The following is a 20,537-nucleotide window of genomic DNA, read 5'->3' as shown; positions in this document are numbered from 1 at the left end:
TCGGCCACTTCCTGCGGTGATTGGCCACCTTCTGCGGTGACTGGCCACCTTCTGCGATCGATTGGTCCCGTTGTGGACCAATCGCCCGTCGATTGGTCCACAACTGGACCAATCGGTGGCTGCACGAGCGTCGGCGGTCGGTGGCATGCTGACCGCATGACGCAGCCGGGCACCCCGGGCGGGAGCGCCGAGCGGCCCGCGATCTTCTTCCGCGACGCCGCCGAGCTGCGCGCCTGGCTCGAGGCCAACCACGCGACGGCGACCGAGCTGTGGATGGGGCTGCACAAGCAGTCCTCCCCCGCGGCGGATCCCGGGCTCGGGTGGGCGGATGCCGTGCCCGTGGCGCTGTGCTTCGGATGGATCGACTCGGTCTCGCAGCGCATCGACGAGCACACGCGCCGCCAGCGGTGGACGCCGCGCAAGTCGGTCAGCACGTGGTCGGCGGTGAACGTCGCGCACGTCGAGCGGCTGCTCGCCGAGGGGCGGATGCATCCGGCCGGCATCGCCGCGTTCGAGCGCCGCACCCCCGATCGCACGGGCACGTACTCGCACGAGCAGGAGGCGGTGGCGCTCGCGCGGTCGGAGCAGGCGGTGCTCGACGCGAGCGCGCCCGCGACCGCCTTCCTCGCCGAGGCGACCGCGAGCTACCGCAAGGCGGCCATCCACTGGGTCGCGTCGGCGAAGCGCGAGGAGACCCGCGCTCGTCGTGCGGCGCAGCTCGTCGAGCGCTGCGAGGCGGGCGAGCTGCTGCCGAACCTCCGCCCCGTCGTGACGCCGCGCTGGGTCGAGCGCGCCGCGGCAGCCGCCGACGCCGCGCGCTGATCGGGCCCGCCGAATCCACGGCCGAGCGCGCCACCGAGCGGCATGCGCCCCCGGCGCCGACCGCCGGCGTCGATTCGGCGGCCGGTCAGGCGACCTGCGCCGCCGCCGACGCGACGCACGCGCCGAGTGCCGTCGCCAGGTCGTCGAACGTCAGCGCGGTCGCGACGCCCGCGACCGCATCCGTCTCGCCGCCGACGCCCGCGATGCCGACCGATCGCACGGCGGGCACATGCACGAACGCGGCGGGCACAGGCAGCCCGGCGACCTCCACGGCGATGCGGTTGCAGACGAAGCCGCCCGCGTCGTCCGACGCCTCGGCGGGCACGCCCGCACCGCGGATCGCGGCGACGAGTGCGTCGACGTCGAGCGTCGCCGGCCGCAGCGCGGGGCCGTCGTCGACGGCGACGACGCGCGGCTGATCGCCGAGCTCGTCGGGGATGCGCGCGTCGATGCGGTTGCGCCCCTGCCGCTCGGGCGTCACGACGGCCCGTCCGCCGGCCTCACCGACCGCGAGCACGGCATCCGGGTCGTGCTCGTCGACGAGCGCGCGCAGCCGCTGCGGCGCGGTCGAGAACGTGACGGGCAGGATGCCGAGGGCCAGCTCGACGCCGGGCACGCCGCGCTCGGTGAGCAGCAGCACCGCCTCGCGACTCGCGTTCTCGGCGTCGCCGCCGAAGGGCTCGAATGCCGTCACCAGGATGCGCATGATCCGATCGTGCCATCGGGGGACAGATCTGAGTGTCGCTCACGGCTTTGGGGGACTAGTGTCTGCTACCGACCCGCCGCTCCATCCGGGTGATGCGACACCGGACGAGAGATGAGTGGCCCATGACCCTCGAGCTGCACGAGACCGCGGCGATCCGCGCCGTGCTGCGCGACGACTGGGACGACCTGCAGCCGCGCCTGCTCGCGATCGCGCAGCGCGTCGTGCGCCGCCGCGAGGTGGCCGAGGACGTCGTGTCGGCGACGGTCATCGAGCTGATCGGCCGCGTCGACGCCGGCGAGGAGATCCGCGATCCCGGTGCCTACCTGGCGCGCGGCGTGCGCTTCCGCGCCATCGACGTCGTGCGGTCGAAGGATGGCCAGGCCGTCGTCGGCACGGAGGTCGCCGACGACGCGCTCGCGTCGATCGCCGACACGCGCCTGGGCGCCATGGCCGTCGACGACCTCGACGCGCTCGCACCCGTGCGCGAGGCGTTCGGCGCGCTGTCGCCGCGGCACCGCGAGGTGCTGGCGCGCACGGTGATCGACGACGTGCCGGTGAAGGATGTCGCACGCGACATGGGCATGTCCCCCAACGCCGTCGCGGTGCTCGCGCTGCGCGCCCGTCGCGCGCTGCGCAGCGAGCTGCAGGCCGTGCTCATGGAGCGGGCAGGCGGCGAGTGCGCCGTGCACGCGCGATCGAAGGATCGCTCGGCGCTCGCGCACGTCGCGCGCTGCGACCACTGCCTCGAGGTGCGTGGCGGCCGCGGCTTCGGTCGCTGGGTCTTCGCGGTCGTGCCGCTGCTCGTCGGCGGCGGCGCCGTGGCCGTCGCACCGGCGAACGTCGCGCAGGCCGTGATCGGCACGATCGTGCGCAAGCCGGCCGTGGCCGCGACGACGATCGTCGGCACCGCTGCGGCGGCGACCGTCGTGATCGTCGCGTCCGTCGCCGCGTTCACGCCGACGGATGCGGCGAGCGTCGCCGCGCCGCCCGCGGCGCAGGCGGCCCCGACCCCGGCCGCGCAGTCGGCTGCCGACGAGGAGCCCGTCGCGGCGACCGACGAGGTCGCGCCCGGCGCTGCCCCCGAGACGGTCGTCGGCCCCGGGCAGACGGCACCCGTCGTGCTCGCCCGCGTGGCGCAGGCGACCCCGCGGCCTGCGCCGATCGTCGTGACGACGCCGGCGCCGACCGACCCCGCGGTGGTGACGCCGCCGACGACGGAGCCGGAGCCTCCGGTCACCGAGCCCGAGCCTCCGGTGGATCCGGTCGATCCCGTCGACCCCGTCGACCCGGTCGATCCCGTCGATCCCGTCGACCCCGTCGACCCGGTGGACCCCGTGGACCCGGTCGACCCCGGGCCCGTGGACCCGGTCGACCCCGGGCCCGTGGACCCCGAGCCCCCGGCTCCCGGTCCGCTCACGCCCGGCCAGGTCGTCTACGACGCGCTGCTCGGCGTGGTCTCCTCCGCCACGGTGACGATCAGCGGCCTCGTGCCCGGCGCGACGTACCAGCTGGGCGCGCCGAACGACGGCGTGCTCACGTCGACCGAGGTCGCGGGCATGGACTGCAGCGGCGCGACGTGCACCGCGCTCGCGGAGGTCGCGACGTTCCAGGTGTCGGCGCTCGATGCGCTCGTGCTGTGCGCGGCGCCGAGCCAGATCGTGCTCACCCCCGCTGCGAGCGACCAGTCGGCCCTCACCGTGCCGATCGACCCGCAGTCGGCCGGGCTGTGCCTCCTCGAGATCCCCGGCCTCCCGCCGGGTCCGGTGATCCCGCCCATCGATCCGCCGCTCCTGCCTCCGATCGTCCCGTAGGTGCGTGTCGACGACACGCCCGGGATGCACCAGCATCCCGGGCGCTCGTCATGCTGAGTCCACCTCATCCGTCACCTCTGTGACGCCCACGGGCGTCGGCCCGTGCTCCCGTGCGGGTCGAGTGGAGGGGCACGGGTCGGTGCCCCTCCGCTCCTGCACCCCAGTCGTCGCGGGTCGCCCTGGCCGGTGACCCGCGACGCGCGGCATCCGCGACACGGCAGGATGGTGCGGTGACTCTGCTCGGGATCGACGTCGGCGGCACCAAGGTCGCGGGCATCGCGATGACCGAGGCCGGCGAGGTGCTGCACCGGTCGTGGCGCGAGCACCGCATCCGCTCGTCCGACGGGCTGCTCGACGAGATCGCTCGCACGGCCGACGAGCTGCGCGACGCGCTCGCCGCCGCGGGGCAGCCGATGCCCGAGCGGCTCGGGCTCGGCATCGCGTCGTGGCTGACGCCCGACGCGTCGACGATCGCGTGGGCTGCGCACTTCCGCATCCGCGACTTCCCCGTGCGCGATGCCGTGTCGGCGCGCGTGGGTCTGCCGGTCGTCGTCGACAACGACGGCAACGCGCACGGGCTCGGCGAGCACCGGTTCGGCGCTGGCCGGGGTGCGCAGTCGCTGCTGCTCGTGTCGCTCGGCACGGGCGTGGGCGGCGCGCTCGTCGTCGGCGGCCAGGCGCTGCGGGGTGCGCACGGCTTCGCGGGCGAGCTCGGGCACGTGACCGTCGTCGAGGACGGCCCGCTGTGCTCGTGCGAGACGCACGGATGCCTCGAGGCGTTCGCGGGCGGGCAGGCGCTCGCGCGCGTCGGGATGCGGATCGCGGCGGCGCGCGAGCTCGCCGGCGGCATGCCGGTGACGGCGAAGCACCTCGTGGATGCGGCGCTCGCCGGAGATCCCGCATCCATCGGCGCCGTGGGCGACGCGGGCATCGCGATCGCCGCGGCGCTGCGGCGCATGCTGCCGGCGTTCGACCCCGAGATCGTCGTGCTGGGCGGCTCGGTGGGCATGGCGGCGCAGTCGATCCTGCTGCCGATCATCGAGCAGGAGCTCGATGCGCTCGCGCCGCTGCAGTCGGTGCCGCAGCCGCGCCGCATCGTGCCGGCGGCGCTCGGCCGGTGGTCGACGGCGATCGGCTCGGCGAGCCTCGCCCTCCCCTGACCAGACGAGTTGAGGTTCTCGGCCACTCTTGAGATCAAAAGTGGCCGAGAACCTCAAATCTCTGGGTGCCCCGGGGCGGCGGGTGACGCATGCCCGTGACGGCATCCGCGGTTTCCGTACCCCGTCCAGCGGCTTCGACGCCCACAGGGCTACGCTCCACGACCACCGCCCACGCGGCGAGGCAGGAGGCACCGTGACCACCGCGTACCAGGGGTTCGAGGCGCTGCTCGGCCGTGACTGGGCAGCGGTGCGCTCGCGGCTCGACGCCCTCGCGCAGCGCTTCGTGCGTCGCGTCGACGACGCCGAGGCCATCGTGCTGCACGCCATCGACGTGCTCGACCCCGCCGACCACGCCGACGACGAGGCCGGCAGGCGGGGCGCGGTGGATGCGCTGCGCCAGTCGGTGCGCGACTCGGCCGCCGAGGCGCTCGAGGTGGGCGCGACGCCCGCCGTGCCGACGTCGATCGACGAGTCGACGCTCGCCGCGTTCGCGGTGCCGTCGGCCGACGCATCCGCCGTCTCGCCCGTGCGCGAGGCGCTCGGCGCCCTGCCGCAGCTGCAGCGCGACGCGGTGCTCGCGCGCGTCGTCACGGGCTATCACGCATCCGAGGTCGCCGACGCGCTCGGCGTCGACCACCGCACGGCGGCCGCGGCCATCCGCGCCGGGCGTCGTGCGCTGCGCACGGAGGTGCGCGCCGTCGTGCTCGACCGCGCAGGCGGCGACCACGCCCGCTTCGCACGCTCGAGCACGCCCGCCGCTCGCGCGCACGTCGCGACCTGCACGCTCTGCCGCGCCGTGCGCCACCCCGCACGCGTGCGCGCCGACGCCGACGGCGAGCCGTCGGCCCGGGTCGTCGAGACCGCACGCCTCGGGATGACGGGGGCGGGCCTCGCAGGGATCGGCGCCGCCGGTGCCGCGACGAGCGAGATCGGCGCCGACGACGTCGCCGACGCGACGCTCGATGCGGCACCGGCGGTGGCTGGGGAGGCGGATGCCTCGGCTGCGGAGACGGGACCCGAGGCAGAGGCGGCGGATGACGCCGACGGCGAGTCGGAGCCGAGCCCGATCGCATCGGAGCCCGAGACCGTCACGACGTCTGCAGCGACCGACGACGGAGCCGTCCCCGACACCGCCGCAGCCGACGACGCGGACCAGCCCGAGGCGGTCGACGAGGCGGCAGGCGACCCCGACGATCGCGACGACGCAGCCGGCGTCGCAGCCATCGCGGCGCTCGGCGCCGGCGCCGGCGCCGGCGCGCCCGCCATCGCATCCGCGGCATCCACCCCGCCGCAGGGGGCGACCGACGCCACCGCGCCCGACGTCGCGCGCCGGCGCCGGCGGCGCCGCGGGGCCGTGACGCTCGCCGCGCTCGCCGTCGCGGCCACCACGACCTTGGCCGTCGCCGTCTGGGGCGGCGTGCTGCCGAGCGTCGGAGAGGATGCCGATCCGGGCGCCGTCACGGTGCCGTCGGACGGCGCGGAGCAGGTCGGCGACGAGACCGACGCCACGTCGCCCGACGCCTCGCAGCCGAGCGATGACTCGGCCGATTCGGAGGCGACGCCCGCATGGTCGGACGGCGGCTGGGTGACCCCGGCCCCCACGAGCTCGACGACGCCGGCCAGGAGCTCCACGACGGGCCCCACGACGCCCGCGCAGTCCCCCGCGCCCGCACCGGTGGCTCCGGCTCCGACACCGACGCAGTCGTCGGCGCCAGCGCCAGCGCCCGCACCGGCTCCTGCTCCGGCCCCCGCCCCTACCCCGACGCAGGCGCCGGCACCCACGCCGACGCAGACGCCGGCCGAGCCGACGCCGTCCGATCCTGGCGACGGCGGCCTGCTGCCGTCGCTGCCACCCCTGCCGCTCCTGCCGAGCATCCCGCCGCTGCTGCCGCTGCTGCTCGCGATCTGAGCCGCGACACGACGAACGCGCCGCCACCCGCGAGGGCGACGGCGCGTTCGATCGTGCTCGTGGAGGGGGTCAGCCCTGCGCGCGACCCGCGCGACGCGAGCCGCCGGGGCGACCCTGACCACCGGAACGGCCCTGGCCGCCCGAGCGACCCTGGCCACCGGAACGGCCGCCGTCCTGCAGCGAGCCGCCGCCGCCCGACGACCATGCGACCGACGAGCCGCCACGCGTGCCGCGGTCGTCGCGGCGCGCGCCGCCCTGGCCCTGGCCTGCGCCGCGACCGCGACCCTGACCGCCCTCGCCGCGAGCGGGGCGGCCCTGGCCACCCTCGCCTGCGGAGCGCTCACGGCGCTGCTGCTTCTGCTCGGGGCGACCCGAGCGGTCGCGACGCGGGCGGCCGGCGCCCTGCGACTCGCCACCGGCGGCGGGGCCACCGGCCGAGCCGCCACGACCGCCGCGGCGCGAACGGCCACCGCCGCCACCCTGCTGCTGCGGGATCTCGTTGCCCGAGCCCGGGCCTCCGGGCACGGGGGCCACGTGCGGCGCGACCTCGCCGACGAGCTGCGTCACCGCATCCGACGTCGCGGTCACCTTCTGCGGCTGCACCGCGATCGCGGCCTTGCGCAGCAGCTGCATCGTGTCGGAGCGCTGCGCGGGCAGCATGATCGTGGCGACGTCGCCCTCCGAGCCGGCGCGGGCCGTGCGGCCAGAGCGGTGCAGGTACGACTTGTGCTCGAGCGGCGGCTCGACGTGCACGACGAGCTCGATGTGGTCGACGTGCACGCCACGCGCGGCGACGTCGGTCGCGACGAGGACCTTCACGGAGCCGTCGGTGAACGCGCCGAGGTTCCGCTCACGCGCGTTCTGCGACAGGTTGCCCTGCAGGTCGTGCGCCGGGATGCCCCACGCGGTGAGCTGCTTCGCGAGCTTCTTCGCCTGGTGCTTCGTGCGGGTGAACAGGATGCGACGACCGGTGCCCGACGCGAGCGTGCGCACGAGGGCCATCTTGTCGTCGGCGCCGACCTCGAACAGGTGGTGCGTCATGGCGGCGACGGGCGAGTGCGCCTCGTCGACCGAGTGCAGCACCTCGTCATGGAGGAAGCGCTTGACGATCTTGTCGACGCCGTTGTCGAGCGTCGCCGAGAACAGCATGCGCTGGCCCGACTGCGGCGTCTTGTCGAGGATGCGCGTGACGACGGGCAGGAAGCCCAGGTCGGCCATGTGGTCGGCCTCGTCGATGATCGTGATCTCGATGGCCTCGAGGCTCGCGATGCGCTGCTTCATGAGGTCGTCGAGGCGGCCGGGGCAGGCGACGACGATGTCGACGCCGTTCCGCAGCGCGGTCTCCTGCGGGCCCTGCTTCACGCCGCCGAAGATCGTCGTGACCGAGAGGCCCGCGGCGTCGGCGAGGGGGCGGATGGTCGCGGCGATCTGCGTCGCGAGCTCGCGCGTCGGGGCCAGCACGAGGCCGAGCGGCAGGCCCTTGCGGCGGCGGCCGCCCGAGAGCTCGCCTGCGAGGCGCTGCACGAGCGGGATCGCGAACGCGAGGGTCTTGCCCGAGCCGGTCTTGCCGCGGCCGAGCACGTCGCGGCCTGCGAGCGTGTCGGGCAGGGTGTCGGCCTGGATGGGGAACGGCGTGGGCCGGTCCATGCCGCGCAGCGCCTCGACGAGGCGGGGCGTGACGCCGAGGTCGGCGAAGGCCGGCAGCTCGCGGTCGGCGGGTGCGGGAGCGCTGGTGGGCGCGATGGTCGATGGGGTGATGGTGCTCATGGCTCTTCTTCTGGCAGCGCAGTCGGCATGCCGTGTCGGCCCACGCGCACGCAGGTGCGTGCCGATGGGCGGTGGGCGTCGTCGCGTCGGAGGGGCGAAGGCGACGGTCGTCGCTCTCGTTCGCCGCAGTCCGATCGCCTGCAGCCCGGACGGATCGGATCCGATGCGAGGCTGGGGCGCGTCCACGACGCAGGCGAGCAGGAACTGCTCGCAGGTCGTCCCAGTCTAGCGTGCGAGGGGTGCGCAGCGCATCCGCTGCCGGCGGACGGGCTCCGATCCCCCGCTCGGCACCGCGGCTCCACCGCCGGACGGAGGCGGATCGCGGCAGCGGTCGCCGCGCGCCGCTGACCCGCGTCAGCGCGCGGCGAGGTGCGCGCGCACGACGGATGCGACGAACGCGTGGTCCTCGAGCTGCGGCAGCCCCGAGACGCCGACCGCGCCGACGACGCCCGTGCCGCGCACCGTGATGGGCAGCACGCCGCCGTGCGCCGCGAACGTCGCGGGGTCGAGCCGCGCCTCGGCGAAGTCCTGACCGCGAGCGCGGAACCGCTCGCCGACGCCGAGCGACGACCGGTGGAAGTGCAGCACGACGTTGGTCTTGCGCTCGAGCCAGCGGTCGTTCTCGGGCGTCGTGCCCGGCAGCGCCGCGTGGAAGACGCGCTGCCCGTTCAGCACGATGCCGACGACGAGCGGCAGGCCACGGTCGACCGCCGCCTCGCGCAGCATCACGCCGAGCCGCCATGCGTCCCCGAGGTCGAACGCGTCGAAGACGAGCTCGGCCTCGTCGCGCTCGACGATCGCGCGCAGCTCGTCGCTGCCGTGCGGGGGCATGTTCGCGTCGCTCATGCTCCCCATCCTCGCGCCCGGCGTCCCGCATCCGCCAGCGTTCGGTGTGGATGCGGTGCTTCCGCGGGACGAGTGGTCACTTCCTGCCGCTCCATTCGGCGTGTCGCGGCAGGAGGTGACCCCTCATCGCACGGAAGCGACCCCTCCGCGGACGGAAGCGGCACTCCCTCTCGCGAACGCGACAGTGGGCACTCGATGTCGTCATTCGGGCGGAATCACGACATCGAGTGCCCACTCGCGGACATCTAGTGCCCAGTCACGTCCGTCGGGTCGGCGTCGGGGTCGAACGACCACTGCGGGGTCGACGCCGCGGGCGGCACAGCACCCTCGGGGCCGAGCCACAGGGACTGGCCGTCGGCGGCGACGTCGACCTGCACGCCGTCGCCGTCGCGGATCTCGCCCGAGAGCAGCGCTCGCGCGAGGCGGTCGTCGATCTCTCGCTGCATGAGCCGGCGCAGCGGACGCGCGCCGTAGAGCGGGTCGTAGCCGCGCTCGCCGAGCCAGCGACGAGCCGCATCCGACACGTGCACCGTGAGCCGCCGCTCCTGCAGGCGCCGATCGAGGCCGCCCACCTGGATGTCGACGATGCGCCCCAGCTCGGCCACCGAGAGCGCGTCGAACACGACGATGTCGTCGAGCCGATTGACGAACTCCGGCTTGAACGCCTGCCGCACCGCCGCCATCACCTGGTCGCGCGCCGCCCGTGCGTCGAGCGTCGGGTCGGTGAGGAACTGCGAGCCGAGGTTCGACGTGAGGATGAGGATGACGTTGCGGAAGTCGACCGTGCGCCCCTGCCCATCCGTGAGCCGGCCGTCGTCGAGCACCTGCAGCAGCAGGTCGAACACCTCGGGATGCGCCTTCTCGACCTCGTCGAGCAGCACGACCGAGTACGGGCGTCGCCGCACGGCCTCGGTCAGCTGGCCGCCCTGCTCGTAGCCGACGTACCCGGGAGGGGCGCCGACGAGCCGCGCGACCGAGTGCTTCTCGCCGTACTCCGACATGTCGATGCGCACGAGCGCGCGCTCGTCGTCGAACAGCAGCTCGGCGAGCGCCTTCGCGAGCTCGGTCTTGCCGACGCCGGTCGGGCCGAGGAACAGGAAGGATCCGGTGGGCTTGTTCGGGTCGGAGACGCCCGCACGCGACCGGCGCACGGCATCCGCCACGGCACCGACGGCCTCGCGCTGCCCGACGACGCGGGAGGCGAGCTCGGTCTCGAGGCCCAGCAGCCGCTCGGTCTCGCCCTGCATGAGGCGGCCCACGGGGATGCCCGTCCACGCGGCGACGACGCCGGCGATGTCGTCGGCGGTCACCTGGTCGTTGACCATGCGGCCCTCGCCGGTCTCGCCGGCCTCCGCATCCCGCAGCTCGGCCTCGACCTTGGGGATGTCGCCGTAGAGCACGCGCGAGGCGCGCTCGAGGTCGCCCTCGCGCTGCGCGCGCTCGGCCTGGATGCGCAGCTCGTCGAGCCGCTCGCGCAGCCCGCCGATGCGGTTGAGGGTCGTGCGCTCGGCCTGCCAGCGGCGATCGAGATCGCCCAGCGTCGTCTGCTGCTGCTGCAGCGTCTGCTCGAGCGCGGCGAGGCGCGCCTTCGAAGCGTCGTCGCGCTCGCGGCGCAGCGCGAGCCGCTCGAGCTGCAGGCGGTCGACGGATCGGCGCAGCTCGTCGATCTCGACGGGTGCGGAGTCGATCTCCATGCGCAGGCGCGACGCGGCCTCGTCGATGAGATCGATCGCCTTGTCGGGCAGCTGGCGCGCGGTGATGTACCGGTTCGACAGCGCGGCGGCGGCGACGAGCGCCGAGTCGGCGATCGTGACCTTGTGGTGCGCCTCGTAGCGCTCCTTGAGGCCGCGCAGGATGGCGACGGTGTCCTCGACCGACGGCTCGCCGACGTACACCTGCTGGAAGCGCCGCTCCATGGCGGCGTCCTTCTCGATGAACTCGCGGTACTCGTCGAGCGTCGTCGCGCCGATGAGGCGCAGCTCGCCGCGCGCGAGCATGGGCTTGAGCATGTTCGACGCGCCCTGGCTGCCCTCGGCGGCGCCGGCGCCCATGATCATGTGCAGCTCGTCGATGAACGTGATGATGCGGCCGTCGGCCTTCTGGATCTCGGCGAGCACGTTCTTCATGCGCTCCTCGAAGTCGCCGCGGAACTTCGATCCCGCGACCATCGCGTTGACGTCGAGCGTCACGATGGCCTTGCCCTTGAGCGACTCGGGCACGTCGCCAGCGACGATGCGCTGCGCGAGGCCCTCGACGACGGCCGTCTTGCCGACGCCGGGCTCGCCGATGAGCACGGGGTTGTTCTTCGTGCGCCGCGACAGCACCTGGCTGATGCGGCGGATCTCGGCGTCGCGCCCGATGACGGGGTCGAGCCGACCGGCCCGCGCGATGGCGGTGAGGTCGGTGCCGAACTGCTCGAGCGCCGAGCGCTCGTCCTGCTGGCCGGGTTGCATCCCGCCCATGCGTGCCATGTGGCCTCCTGACGATTCGTGGGTCCCGGTGCGACATGCGACGCCCGGCGAAAACTTGAGTCTGCTGCGCTCAAGTCTACTCCGCACGTTCTCCGGGCGCCAGAGGTGCCAGCATGGGGCATGCCCACCCGACCTGCGCTCCGCGTCGTCGCGGCGCTCATCGGCCCCGTCGCGCTCACCGTCGCTGGTGCGACGCATCCGGCGCATCTCACCGCCGAGTCGGCCGCATGGTGGCACGACCTGCACGTCATCATGCTCCCGCTGTTCCCGCTCCTCGGCCTCAGCGTGTGGGCGCTGCTGCACCGCGTGCGCGGCGGGGTCGACGGGGCGCTGGCGATCGCCGCCCGCGTGCTCGCCTTCGTCTACGCGATGTTCTACACGGGCCTCGACGTGCTCGCCGGCATCGGCGCGGGAGCGCTCACCGAGCACCGGGCGATGGGCGGCGACATCGGCGACGCGAACTCGGTCATGTTCTTCGAGGGCAACGTGCTCGCCGACGTGGGCACGTGGTCGCTGCTCGCAGCCTTCACGCTCGTGGGCGTCGTGTTCGTGCGGCGAGCCGGATGGGTGTCGCTCGTCGGCACCGCGGTGCTGCTCGGCGCCTCCCTGTCGTTCACGACCTCGCACGTCTTCTGGCCCCGCGGCGTGCTCACGATGGCCGCCTTCGGCGTGGGCGTGGCGCTGCTGCTCGTGGTCGAGGGCCGCGGGCGACGGCGCTCCGAGGCGTCGACCACGTAGCGGGCCGGCTGGCGCGCCGCCGAGGCCGCAGCACCGCATCCCGTGCTCCCAGGCACGCGCCCTAGCGTCGCGGCATGTCGACCACCGAGACGGCGCCCGCCGTGCGACCGCGCAGCATCTGGTCGCTCGTCGTGTGCGGGCTCGCGATCCCCGCCGGCGCGTTCGCGATCGCCGCGTCCGTGCTGCACCGCTTCTCGGGCTCCTGGTACTCGACGCCCGACCCTGCCGGCGAGGTGCCCTGGTACTGGCTGCTCGTCGGCACGGCGGCGACGCTCGGCGTCGTCGCGATCGTCGCGCTCGGGTCGCGCCGCTGGTTCGCCGCCGTCGCCGCCATCGGCGTCTCGGGCGTCGCAGGCGTGCTCGCCCTCGGCCTCCATCAGGAGGTCTCGCACCTCGTCGACCCGCCCGCCGTCCAGGTGCCCATGCCGTGCCAGTGCCGCAGCGGCGGCGACTGCGGCTGCCCCGGCGGCTGAGCGCGAGGCAGCGCATCCGCACCGCCCCGATCCTGGGTGCGCCGCGGCCTGCTGCGCCGCCGCGCGCGTGCCTAGCGTCGACGGCATGACCGCAGCAGACGTCACCGTGACCGCATCCGACGCGACCGAGGTCGCCGAGCGGCAGCGCGCCTGGATCCACGGATGGGACCGCATCGAGGGCGCGCCCGAGCAGCCGTTCGAGGCCGTCTTCGCGCCGCACCACGACATGGACGCCGACGTGATCCTCTTCGACGACGCCGACCCGCAGCGCCGCGTCTTCCGCCGCGTCGCCGACTACGCCGACGCGTTCTGGCCCACGTTCCAGGCGCTGCGCTCGGCGCGCCACGCCATCCCCGAGGGTCCCGACGTCATCGTGTCGGGCGACCTCGCCGTCGCACGCATGGCGTTCGTCGCCGAGCTCGTGCCGCACGAGGGCGAGCCGACGCGCCTGCGCTGCCAGACGTCGCACGTGTGGCGTCGCACCGCCGAGCGCGACTGGCACGTCGTGCGCGACCAGACGGCGTGCGAGCCGATCGCCGCCGAGGCGCTCGAGGCGGCGTTCGCCGCCGAGTGACCGGTGCGATGTGCGCGTGAGCGGGCACTCGCTGCGCTCAGCGCATCGAGCGCGCGCTCACGCGCACATCGCACCCGGCCGACGCCGTCACGCCACGAGCGCAACCCGCTGCGCGCCCGGCCGCGTCCGAGAAGGATGGAGGCATGCCCACCATCGCGATCATCGGCGCCGGCCCCGGGCTCGGCGCAGCCACCGCTCGACGATTCGGCCGGGAGGGGTTCGCCGTCGCGCTCATCTCGCGCGACCAGGCGAAGCTCGACGGCCTCGCGGCGACGCTGCAGGGCGAGGGCGTGGAGGCGCGCGGCTACGCCGCCGACATCCTCGACCCCGCAGCGCTCGAGGCCGCGCTCGCCCGCGCCGCCGACGAGCTCGGCGCCATCACCACGTTGCAGTACAGCCCGCTGCCGTCGCGCGACTACCTGCACTCGGTGCTCGACCTCACGCCCGAGCTCGCGAGCGAGGCACTGCGCTTCTCGGCGATCGGCCTCATCCACGCCGCTCGCGCCGTGCTGCCCGCGATGCGCGCGGCCGGCGACGGCAGCATCGTCCTCATCAACGGCGGCACGTCGGTCCAGGCGCGGCACGGGTTCGCGGGCACCTCGGTCGCCTTCCCCGCCGAGAGCGCGTACGGCGAGATGCTGCACGACGCGCTCGCCGACGAGGGCATCCGCGTCGCGCAGCTCGTGATCCCGGGCGCGATCCCGAAGCTGCAGGTCGAGGATGGCGTCGACGGCGTCGCCGACCGCATCTGGCAGCTGCACGCCGAGCCCGGCGAGTTCCGCACGATGCTCATCCCGCTCGAGGACGGTCGGGAGTAGTCGCCGGAGATGTGCACGTGAGCGGCCCGGCATCCCCGCATGCGGGCCTCCCTCCCCGCTCACGTGGACGTCTCCTCGCCCGAAGGCGCGGCAGGATGGTGCCGTGAGCGACCTGCACGTGACCCGGCTCGGCGACCACGGCTCGCCCGTCGTCTTCTGCCACGGCCTCTTCGGCCAGGGCCGCAACTGGACGCAGATCGGCAAGGCCCTCGCCGCCGACCACCGCGTGACGCTCGTCGACATGCCGAACCACGGCCGCTCGGCGTGGACCGACCGCATCGACCTCGTGGCGATGGCCGACGCGATCGTGGCGACGCTCGACGAGCCGACGGCGCTCGTCGGCCACTCGATGGGCGGCAAGGTCGCGATGCTCGCTGCCCTGCGCCATCCCGAGCTCGTGTCGCGGCTGTGCGTCGTGGACGTCGCGCCGGTCGCGTACCGGGAGTCCGACGAGTTCGGCCGCTTCATCGACGCGATGCTCGCGATCGACCTCGGCGCGCTGACGAGCCGGGCGGATGCCGACGCCGCGCTCGCCGAGGCGGTGCCGGATCCGGGCGTGCGCGCGTTCCTGCTGCAGAGCCTGCGCCGCGAGGGCGACGCGTGGGGATGGATGTCGAACCTCCAGGTGCTGCGCCGCGACCTCGGCGCCATCCGCGGCTGGCCCGACGACGTCGCGGGCACGTACGACGGCCCCGTGCTGTGGATCGGCGGCGGCGCGTCGCGCTACGTGCGCGACGAGCACCGCGCCGCGATGGAGGCGCTGTTCCCGCGCGTGCGCCGCGCGACCGTGAAGGGCGCCGGCCACTGGGTGCACTCGCAGGAGCCGGCGATCGTCACCGAGCTGCTCACGCGCTTCCTCGCGGACTGACCGCGACGCGCGACGCCGAGTCGCGCTCAGCCCCCGGTCGGAGCGGCTGGCTAGGCTCGCCGCCCGTGGACAACCCCCTGTACGTCATCGGCGGCATCGCCGTCATCCTCTTCCTCATCGCGGTGCCGTTCATCCGACGCTGGTCGCGGCGCAAGGGCGCCGAGATCGGCGAGGCCGCGGGCCGGCGCTTCGCCGAGGGTCAGGTCGCGAAGGCCGACGCGTCGGTGCCGAAGATGATCGCGCAGATCGCCGTCACGATGGTGCTGCACGCGCCCGAGGCGCAGGCTCGGGCCATCATGGCCGAGGCGACGCGCAAGGGCGCCGACTTCCCCGAGCGACCCGACGGCACGTGGGGCATGCGCTTCCTCGATCCCGCCGACGGCGTCGCCGAGCTCGTGCCAGGACCGCAGGGCACGCTCGTGCGCGTGCGCGAGTTCGGCGAGCCGATGGGCTACCCGACCCTCGGTCCTGTGTGGCTGCGCTTGCGCGGCCGCATCGAGAAGGCTGCGAAGGCGGCCCAGGTGCAGGTGTCCGAGGGTCCCGTGCAGCAGTACGTGCGACACGCGCCCCCGACGGGCGACAAGGGTCGCTGGGCGCTCGCGGACTGACGCCGCACTGCCACCGGCAGGCGGTCGCATCCCGGGTCGGTGGATGCGGCGGCCCACCGGTCAGCGCTCGAAGACCGTGCGCCCCGCGACGATCGTGCGCTCGATCTGCGCATCGAGCAGCGCGCGCTCGCCGTCGACGAACGGGTCGCGGTCGACGATCACGAGGTCGGCGGCGAACCCGGCCGCGAGCCGCCCGCGCCATGCGCCATCGCCGACCGAGGCGGCGGCGTCGCGCGTCGCGTGGCCGATGGCGCGGATGAGCGGGATCGCGAGCGCGGGCTGCCTCGCCGCCACCGCGGGATCGAGCGCCGAGGCGCGCGTCGACGCGACGTACATGCTCGCGAGCGCCTCGTGCGGCGCCGTCGGGGTGTCGGTCGAGAACGCGAGGAGCGCGCCCGCATCCTCGTACTCCGCCCACGCGAAGCCGCGGTCGACGCGCTCGTCGCCGAGCATCGCCGCCCAGTTGTCGAAGATCGCCGGGTCGGCGTGCACGGGCTGCATGGATGCGGTGACGCCCAGCCGCGCCATGCGCGCGGCGGTGCCGGGGGCCGCGTACTCGAGGTGCTCGATGCGGTGGCGGCGGGGTCGGTCGCCGTTCGCGGCGATCGCGGCCTCGATGGCGTCGAGCGCGACGTCGCTCGCGCGGTCGCCGATCGCGTGCAGCGCGATCTGCAGGCCGGCGGCATCCGCCGCGACGACGACGGGCTGCAGCTGGTCGACGGGCCAGATGAGCTCGCCGAGCGTCCCGTCGGAGTACGGCAGGTTCAGGGCCGCGGTGCAGGCGTCGATGACGCCGTCGAGGATGAGCTTGATGCCCACGACGCGCAGCCAGGGCGAGTCGGAGCCGGCGGCGAGCTCGGCGGCACGGCGCACCTGCGCGAGGTGCTCGTCGGGGTCGCCCGTGCAGGCGACGAGCCAGTGCGCGGCGACGCGCAGCGGCAGCGTGCCGCCGCGGCGGTCCATGGCGCGCTGCAGCGCTGCGAGTCCGAGCTCGTCGAAGCCCATGTCGACGGTGCCGGTGATGCCGGCCGCCGAAAACGCGTCGAGCACGCGCTCGATCGCGGCGTCGCGCTCGGCGTCGCCGACGATGCGGTCTCGCAGCGCGCGCACGTGCACGATCGCGGCGGTCTCGAGCAGGAAGCCGGTCGCCTCGCCATCGGCGTCGCGCACGATCTCGCCGCCGATGGGGTCGGAGGTGCCGCGGTCGATGCCGAGCTCGCGCAGCGCCGCCGCGTTGACCCACGTCGAGTGGTAGTCGTTGGCGTCGAGGTACACGGGCACGTCGGCGACCGCGGCGTCGAGCATGGCGGCGGTGGGGCGACCGCCGGGCACGGCGTCGAACAGCCAGCCGCGACCCCAGATGCGCGGGGTGTCGGGCGCCGCCTCTCGGGCGGCGCGCAGGCGGCCCTGGATCTCGTCGAGCGTGCGCGCATCCGTGAGCCCGACCTGGCCGAGCGCCTCGCCCGTCATGAGCAGGTGCGCGTGCGCATCCGTGAACCCGGGCAGCACGAGCCGCCCGCCGAGGTCGATCGTCTCGTCGGCGGTGGGCGCATCCGCCTCCGCGCCGACGAACGCGAGGGTCTCGCCGTCGATCACGAGCGCGTCGGCCCATGCGGCGGCGGGCTCGGTCGAGGCGGTGAGGATGCGGGCGTTGCGGTAGAGCGTGGTCACGGGCGGCCGTCCTTCGCGATCGGGGTGCGCTGCAGCAGCGCGTAGAGGATGCCGGCCACGAGCATGCCGGCGGGCACGGAGAGGTCGACGACGCCGAGCGCGAGCGCGACGGGGCCGACCCACACGTCGGTCGCGAGGCACACGGCGGCTGCGGCGCCGCCTGCGACGAGCGCGACGAGGCCGGGCAGCCCCCAGCCGCCGGTGTACCAGTAGCGGCCGCCGCGCTGGTCGTCGAACAGCTCGACGCCGTCGTAGCGCACGCGCCGCAGCACGACGTCGACGACGAAGATCGCCATCGCGGGGGAGGCGACGATCACGAGGAACTGCAGCATGAGGTTGACGGCCTGCAGCAGGCTCGACGTGAGCACGAGCGCGATGGTGAGCGCCGTGCCGACGACGCCGACGACGATGGCGGCGGGGATGCGCTGCAGCCGCAGCCCGATCGCCTGCAGCGCCATGCTCGACGTGTACGCCGTCATGGCCGAGAGCGCGATGGTGTTGAGCACGACGCCGGCGACGAGCACGGGCCCGAGCCACGCGGGCAGCAGGTCGAAGAGCGCGGCGTCGATGCCGACCGCGACGGCCGCCGCGTCGAGGCCCGTGGCGAGGAGCACGCCGACGATCGTGAAGATCGTGAACGGCACGGCGCCGCCGACGGCGGTCGCGAGCGCGATGCGCCACGGGCTCGTGGAGCGCGGCAGGTACCTGGCGATGTCGGGGCTGTTGATGAACGACAGCGGCGTCGAGGCGAGGATCGTGAAGCCGATCGAGATCGCGGAGGCCAGCGCGACGCCCTCGAGCGGCGCGGGGGCCGCGTACGACCAGTCGACGGTCGGCAGGATCGCGACGGTCACGGCGACGAAGAGCACGAGCAGCACGGCGGCGAGGATCGGGTAGACGCTCAGGATGAGCGCGTGGCCGAAGATCGCGACGAGGATCGTGATCGCGGCGACGACGACCGTGACGCCGATCGGCACCCACACGGGGTCGGCGATGCCGATGCGGCGCAGCAGGTCGGCGCCCATGAACGACGACGCGAGCCACGTGAGGGCCATGTAGACGGCACCGATGAGCCAGCCGACGAACGTCACGAAGACGCGGTTGCCGAGCACGCCGTACATCGCGCGCGTGATGATCGAGCCCGACGTGCCGGCGGCTGGGCCGCTCGCGGCGATGAGGCCGGGGAGGATCCACAGCACGGCGGCGGCGAGGATCACGGCGATCGCCTGCCACACCTCGAGGCCGAGCAGGATGAGCGTCGCGCCGACCGTGAGGTTCAGGATGCTGACGCCGGGCGCCGCCCACACGAGCACGAGGTCGCGGGCGCGGCCGTGGCGCTCGGCGTCGGCGACGAGCTCGATGCCGCGGGTCTCGGGCCGGGAGGCGGTGTCGGCGGATGCGGCGGCGGCGCGCGCGGGGTCGTGCGCGCCGGGTGCGTCGAGCTGGGTCGTCATGGATGCTCCTCCTGGACCGAACGCCGTTGTTGGTCACATGGCCAATGGCTGTTGGCCACAGAGTCAATAGCATGGATGCCATGGCGTCAAGCACGACCCCGCGACGAACGCGCAAGCAGCCGGACGAGCGCCGTGCCGAGATCCTCGAGGCGGCGGCCGTCATCGCCCTCGAGCGCGGCCTCGAGCGCATCACGCTGCGCGCCCTGGCCGAGCGGCTCGGCGTGCGCCCCGGCCTCATCACGCACTACTTCCCCGCCGTCGAGGACGTCGTCGTGCAGGGCTTCGAGCGCGCCGCGATCGTCGAGCGCGAGCGCTTCTTCCCCCGTGAGCTCCACGGCCTCGCGGGCGTGCGGCACTTCGTCGCGCACGTCGAGAGCGGCGTCTCCGAGCCGCTCGCGCGCCTCTGGCTCAACGCGCGCCACCTCTCGCGCTTCACGCCCGCGCTCGAGGCCGCGCTGCGCGAGCAGGACCGCCTCGACCGCGAGCGCCTGCTCGAGCTGCTCGCCGAGGGCATGGCCGACGGCGACATCCCCGCATCCGACGCCGAGGTCGCCGCCGCGCGCATCTGGATCGCCGTCGACGGCTCGGGCTCCTACGTCAACGTCACCGAGCTGCCATCGCCCGCGACGCACAAGGCGTTCGTGGCCGACGTCGCCGAGTGGTCGCTCGGGCTGCCCGCGGGATCGCTGCCGAGACCGCCGGGCGCGACGGGCGCGACGGGCGCGACGGGCGCCTGAGGCGTCAGGCGGGCGCCCGCTCCCCCGAGCCGCGCGCGACGAGCGTCGCGGGCAGGGCTCGCGTCGCAGGCACGTGCTCGCCGTCGCCGCGGCGCAGCAGCGCCGCGACGGCCTCGCGCCCGAGGGCCGCGGTGTCGGCGCCCACGGTCGTGATGCCGAGCGCGTCGGCGAGCTCGAAGTGGTCGAAGCCCACGAGGGCGGGCGGATGCGCCACGTCGCGGAACGCGCCGATCGCGCCGATCGTGACGCGGTTGTTCGCCGTGAAGACGGCGGTCGGCGGCTCGTCGAGCGCGAGCAGGTCGCGCACGGCACCCTCGGCGGCGACGGCGGAGTGCGAGCCGCGCACGACGAGCGCCGGGTCGAGCGGCAGCCCCGCGGCCGCGAGCGCCGCCGCGTAGGCCGCGTACCGCTCGCGCTGCGGCGACAGGCGCTCGAGGTCGCCGACGAACGCGATGCGGCGATGGCCGCGCGCGACGAAGCCCGCGATCGCCGCGGTCGTGCCCGCGACGTTGTCGATCACGACGGCATCCGCCTCGATGCCCGACGGCGCGCGGTCGACGAGCACGAGCGGCACGCCCCGGTCGCCCACCGAGCGCAGCTCGCCGTGCTCGTCGAGCGTCGAGACGAGCAGGATGCCCGTCGCGCGCCGGTGCACGAGGTCCTCGACGATCGCGTGCTCGGTCGCGGCATCCTCGTCGGACGACGCCATCGTCAGCTGCAGGCCGTGCTCGCGCAGCGCATGCTCGACGCCCGTCGCGAGGCCCATGTAGAAGGGGTTCGCGAGGTCGCCGACGACGAGGCCCACGGTGCGCACGGCCGTGCCGCGCCGCAGCTGGCTCGCCGCCGAGTTGAGGGTGAAGCCGAGCGTCGACGCCGCGGCCCGCACGCGGCCGCGCGTGGCGTCGGCGACGTTCGGCTCGCCGTTCAGCGCCCGCGACGCCGTCTTGATGCTCACGCCGGCCGCCTCGGCGACGTCGACGAGCGTCGGCACACGGTGCCCGGCGCGCGGCGCAGGCGTGCGCGCGACGTCGTCGTGCGTCGTCGTCATGCGGCACCTCCCGAGGTCCTGCTCCCATGGGTCGCCGCGTCGAGTCCCACCGTCGT

The 20,537-nt window shown here is 74.5% G+C and carries 18 protein-coding genes; 11 read left to right on the top strand and 7 right to left on the bottom strand.

All coding sequences use genetic code 11. The annotated features are described in order from the left end of the window. The first annotated feature begins 156 nt into the window (after positions 1-156). Positions 157-822, top strand: coding sequence for a YdeI/OmpD-associated family protein (locus BLQ67_RS09525; RefSeq protein ID WP_092504543.1), 666 nt, complete (start codon positions 157-159; stop codon positions 820-822). 85 nt (positions 823-907) lie between these two features. On the opposite strand, the gene BLQ67_RS09520 is transcribed toward BLQ67_RS09525, so the two are convergent. Continuing rightward, positions 908-1,528 carry a pyroglutamyl-peptidase I gene (locus BLQ67_RS09520; protein WP_092504541.1) on the bottom strand — a complete coding sequence of 207 codons (621 nt, stop codon included), beginning with the start codon at positions 1,526-1,528 and terminating at the stop codon, positions 908-910. Positions 1,529-1,650: 122 nt separating this feature from the next. Between BLQ67_RS09520 and BLQ67_RS09515 the strand changes: the two genes are divergently transcribed. The 3 genes from BLQ67_RS09515 (at position 1,651) to BLQ67_RS09505 (ending at position 6,408) form a co-directional block, all read left to right on the top strand. Then, entirely contained in the window at positions 1,651-3,339 is a 1,689-nt protein-coding gene (locus BLQ67_RS09515) for a sigma-70 family RNA polymerase sigma factor (RefSeq protein ID WP_172802288.1), read from the top strand. A 230-nt stretch (positions 3,340-3,569) separates the two neighbouring features. Beyond that, positions 3,570-4,499, top strand: coding sequence for an ROK family protein (locus BLQ67_RS09510; protein WP_092504537.1), 930 nt, complete (start codon positions 3,570-3,572; stop codon positions 4,497-4,499). 193 nt (positions 4,500-4,692) lie between these two features. After that, the gene (locus tag BLQ67_RS09505; protein ID WP_092504535.1) at positions 4,693-6,408 is read left to right on the top strand and encodes a sigma factor-like helix-turn-helix DNA-binding protein; all 1,716 of its coding nucleotides are present in this window, start codon (positions 4,693-4,695) and stop codon (positions 6,406-6,408) included. A gap of 69 nt (positions 6,409-6,477) precedes the next feature. On the opposite strand, the gene BLQ67_RS09500 is transcribed toward BLQ67_RS09505, so the two are convergent. The 3 genes from BLQ67_RS09500 to BLQ67_RS09490 form a co-directional block, all read right to left on the bottom strand. Then, a complete protein-coding gene (locus BLQ67_RS09500) occupies positions 6,478-8,175 on the bottom strand; it encodes a DEAD/DEAH box helicase (protein WP_092504533.1) in 1,698 nt (565 codons plus the stop codon). Positions 8,176-8,529: 354 nt separating this feature from the next. Next, a complete protein-coding gene (locus BLQ67_RS09495; protein ID WP_231945015.1) occupies positions 8,530-9,021 on the bottom strand; it encodes a heme-degrading domain-containing protein in 492 nt (163 codons plus the stop codon). Positions 9,022-9,266: 245 nt separating this feature from the next. Continuing rightward, the gene (locus BLQ67_RS09490) at positions 9,267-11,492 is read right to left on the bottom strand and encodes an ATP-dependent Clp protease ATP-binding subunit (RefSeq protein WP_231945014.1); all 2,226 of its coding nucleotides are present in this window, start codon (positions 11,490-11,492) and stop codon (positions 9,267-9,269) included. A gap of 120 nt (positions 11,493-11,612) precedes the next feature. Between BLQ67_RS09490 and BLQ67_RS09485 the strand changes: the two genes are divergently transcribed. The 6 genes from BLQ67_RS09485 to BLQ67_RS09460 all read left to right on the top strand — a co-directional run bounded on the left by BLQ67_RS09485 (position 11,613) and on the right by BLQ67_RS09460 (position 15,571). Then, entirely contained in the window at positions 11,613-12,230 is a 618-nt protein-coding gene (locus tag BLQ67_RS09485) for a hypothetical protein (RefSeq protein WP_092504531.1), read from the top strand. A gap of 74 nt (positions 12,231-12,304) precedes the next feature. Then, a complete protein-coding gene (locus BLQ67_RS09480; protein ID WP_092504529.1) occupies positions 12,305-12,703 on the top strand; it encodes a hypothetical protein in 399 nt (132 codons plus the stop codon). A gap of 85 nt (positions 12,704-12,788) precedes the next feature. After that, entirely contained in the window at positions 12,789-13,277 is a 489-nt protein-coding gene (locus BLQ67_RS09475) for a Cif family virulence factor (protein WP_092504527.1), read from the top strand. A 143-nt stretch (positions 13,278-13,420) separates the two neighbouring features. After that, positions 13,421-14,095, top strand: coding sequence for an SDR family NAD(P)-dependent oxidoreductase (locus tag BLQ67_RS09470; RefSeq protein ID WP_092504525.1), 675 nt, complete (start codon positions 13,421-13,423; stop codon positions 14,093-14,095). Between the two features lie 103 nt (positions 14,096-14,198). Further along, positions 14,199-14,963, top strand: coding sequence for an alpha/beta fold hydrolase (locus tag BLQ67_RS09465; RefSeq protein ID WP_231945013.1), 765 nt, complete (start codon positions 14,199-14,201; stop codon positions 14,961-14,963). 65 nt (positions 14,964-15,028) lie between these two features. Then, positions 15,029-15,571, top strand: coding sequence for a hypothetical protein (locus tag BLQ67_RS09460; protein ID WP_092504521.1), 543 nt, complete (start codon positions 15,029-15,031; stop codon positions 15,569-15,571). A 60-nt stretch (positions 15,572-15,631) separates the two neighbouring features. On the opposite strand, the gene BLQ67_RS09455 is transcribed toward BLQ67_RS09460, so the two are convergent. Further along, positions 15,632-17,242, bottom strand: a complete 1,611-nt coding sequence (locus BLQ67_RS09455) for an amidohydrolase (RefSeq protein WP_092504519.1) — start codon at positions 17,240-17,242, stop codon at positions 15,632-15,634. After that, positions 17,239-18,696: a purine-cytosine permease family protein gene (locus BLQ67_RS09450; RefSeq protein ID WP_092504517.1), complete on the bottom strand. Its 1,458-nt coding sequence runs from the start codon at positions 18,694-18,696 to the stop codon at positions 17,239-17,241. Before BLQ67_RS09450 ends, BLQ67_RS09455 begins: the two co-directional genes overlap by 4 nt. Before the next feature lie 80 nt (positions 18,697-18,776). Here BLQ67_RS09450 and BLQ67_RS09445 point away from each other — a divergent pair, with 80 nt between their 5' ends. Continuing rightward, positions 18,777-19,433 (top strand): TetR/AcrR family transcriptional regulator, encoded by a 657-nt coding sequence (locus BLQ67_RS09445; RefSeq protein ID WP_092504515.1) that lies wholly within the window; start codon positions 18,777-18,779, stop codon positions 19,431-19,433. 4 nt (positions 19,434-19,437) lie between these two features. On the opposite strand, the gene BLQ67_RS09440 is transcribed toward BLQ67_RS09445, so the two are convergent. After that, positions 19,438-20,481, bottom strand: a complete 1,044-nt coding sequence (locus tag BLQ67_RS09440; RefSeq protein WP_092504513.1) for a LacI family DNA-binding transcriptional regulator — start codon at positions 20,479-20,481, stop codon at positions 19,438-19,440. Positions 20,482-20,537: the final 56 nt, after the last annotated feature.

Source organism: Agrococcus jejuensis (assembly GCF_900099705.1).
Classification (GTDB): domain Bacteria; phylum Actinomycetota; class Actinomycetes; order Actinomycetales; family Microbacteriaceae; genus Agrococcus; species Agrococcus jejuensis.
This window is presented reverse-complemented; position numbering and strand designations above follow the sequence as displayed.

What these genes read in the sequence shown, in the direction of transcription:
- BLQ67_RS09525 (WP_092504543.1), top strand. Translation starts at nt 157, where the DNA reads ATGACGCAGCCGGGCACCCCGGGCGGGAGCGCCGAGCGGCCCGCGATC.
- BLQ67_RS09520 (WP_092504541.1), bottom strand. Translation starts at nt 1,528, where the DNA reads ATGCGCATCCTGGTGACGGCATTCGAGCCCTTCGGCGGCGACGCCGAG.
- BLQ67_RS09515 (WP_172802288.1), top strand. Translation starts at nt 1,651, where the DNA reads ATGACCCTCGAGCTGCACGAGACCGCGGCGATCCGCGCCGTGCTGCGC.
- BLQ67_RS09500 (WP_092504533.1), bottom strand. Translation starts at nt 8,175, where the DNA reads ATGAGCACCATCACCCCATCGACCATCGCGCCCACCAGCGCTCCCGCA.
- BLQ67_RS09495 (WP_231945015.1), bottom strand. Translation starts at nt 9,021, where the DNA reads ATGAGCGACGCGAACATGCCCCCGCACGGCAGCGACGAGCTGCGCGCG.
- BLQ67_RS09490 (WP_231945014.1), bottom strand. Translation starts at nt 11,492, where the DNA reads ATGGCACGCATGGGCGGGATGCAACCCGGCCAGCAGGACGAGCGCTCG.
- BLQ67_RS09485 (WP_092504531.1), top strand. Translation starts at nt 11,613, where the DNA reads ATGCCCACCCGACCTGCGCTCCGCGTCGTCGCGGCGCTCATCGGCCCC.
- BLQ67_RS09480 (WP_092504529.1), top strand. Translation starts at nt 12,305, where the DNA reads ATGTCGACCACCGAGACGGCGCCCGCCGTGCGACCGCGCAGCATCTGG.
- BLQ67_RS09475 (WP_092504527.1), top strand. Translation starts at nt 12,789, where the DNA reads ATGACCGCAGCAGACGTCACCGTGACCGCATCCGACGCGACCGAGGTC.
- BLQ67_RS09470 (WP_092504525.1), top strand. Translation starts at nt 13,421, where the DNA reads ATGCCCACCATCGCGATCATCGGCGCCGGCCCCGGGCTCGGCGCAGCC.
- BLQ67_RS09450 (WP_092504517.1), bottom strand. Translation starts at nt 18,696, where the DNA reads ATGACGACCCAGCTCGACGCACCCGGCGCGCACGACCCCGCGCGCGCC.
- BLQ67_RS09445 (WP_092504515.1), top strand. Translation starts at nt 18,777, where the DNA reads ATGGCGTCAAGCACGACCCCGCGACGAACGCGCAAGCAGCCGGACGAG.
- BLQ67_RS09440 (WP_092504513.1), bottom strand. Translation starts at nt 20,481, where the DNA reads ATGACGACGACGCACGACGACGTCGCGCGCACGCCTGCGCCGCGCGCC.